The organism is Citrobacter sp. TBCS-14 (genome assembly GCF_005280805.1).
Classification (GTDB): domain Bacteria; phylum Pseudomonadota; class Gammaproteobacteria; order Enterobacterales; family Enterobacteriaceae; genus Citrobacter; species Citrobacter gillenii.
This window is the reverse complement of the sequence record NZ_SZWM01000682.1, coordinates 1-438: the sequence shown is the minus strand read 5'-3', so window position 1 is coordinate 438 and position 438 is coordinate 1. Positions and strand designations below refer to the sequence as shown.

Sequence of the window (438 nt, the reverse complement as noted above, 5' to 3'; positions counted from 1 at the left end):
GACGTTCCGCGAGATCGATAGATGGGACCTGCTCCAGTCTCTCAATGCGGCTTAACGTCGCCTGATTGACATGAACACACTCAGCTACATGCTGTAATGTAAAACCATGCGCCTTACGCACATTTCGTAATGGTGATTGCGTACACCCTCCAATTGTTGCGCCATTCGCATGTTATTTTACGCAAGTAAATTGCGCAAGTTGATTTGCTTAACTCGCAATAAAGAAATGTAATAAACGCATGAGCATAGAAAACCGAGTTAGACAACTTCGCCAAGCGAAGAACATGAAAATTGCCGACCTAGCTGAAGCCATTGGTGTGGATTCGGCAAATATCTCACGCCTTGAAACAGGTAAGCAGAAGCAATTTACCGAGCAAGCCCTGGGCAATATAGCCAAGAGCTTAGATGTTGAAATTGCTGATCTCTTTACCTCTGAGC

The 438-nt window shown here is 45.0% G+C and carries 2 protein-coding genes; one reads left to right on the top strand and one right to left on the bottom strand.

What is annotated here, in order from left to right; all coding sequences use genetic code 11:
• Positions 1–121, bottom strand: a 121-nt coding sequence (locus tag FDX22_RS20680; protein ID WP_146717704.1) for a helix-turn-helix transcriptional regulator, incomplete at its 3' end; no start/stop codon positions are given.
• A 118-nt stretch (positions 122–239) separates the two neighbouring features.
• Here FDX22_RS20680 and FDX22_RS20670 point away from each other — a divergent pair.
• Positions 240–438 (top strand): helix-turn-helix transcriptional regulator (locus FDX22_RS20670; RefSeq protein WP_146717702.1); only part of this gene is annotated, 199 nt, incomplete at its 3' end.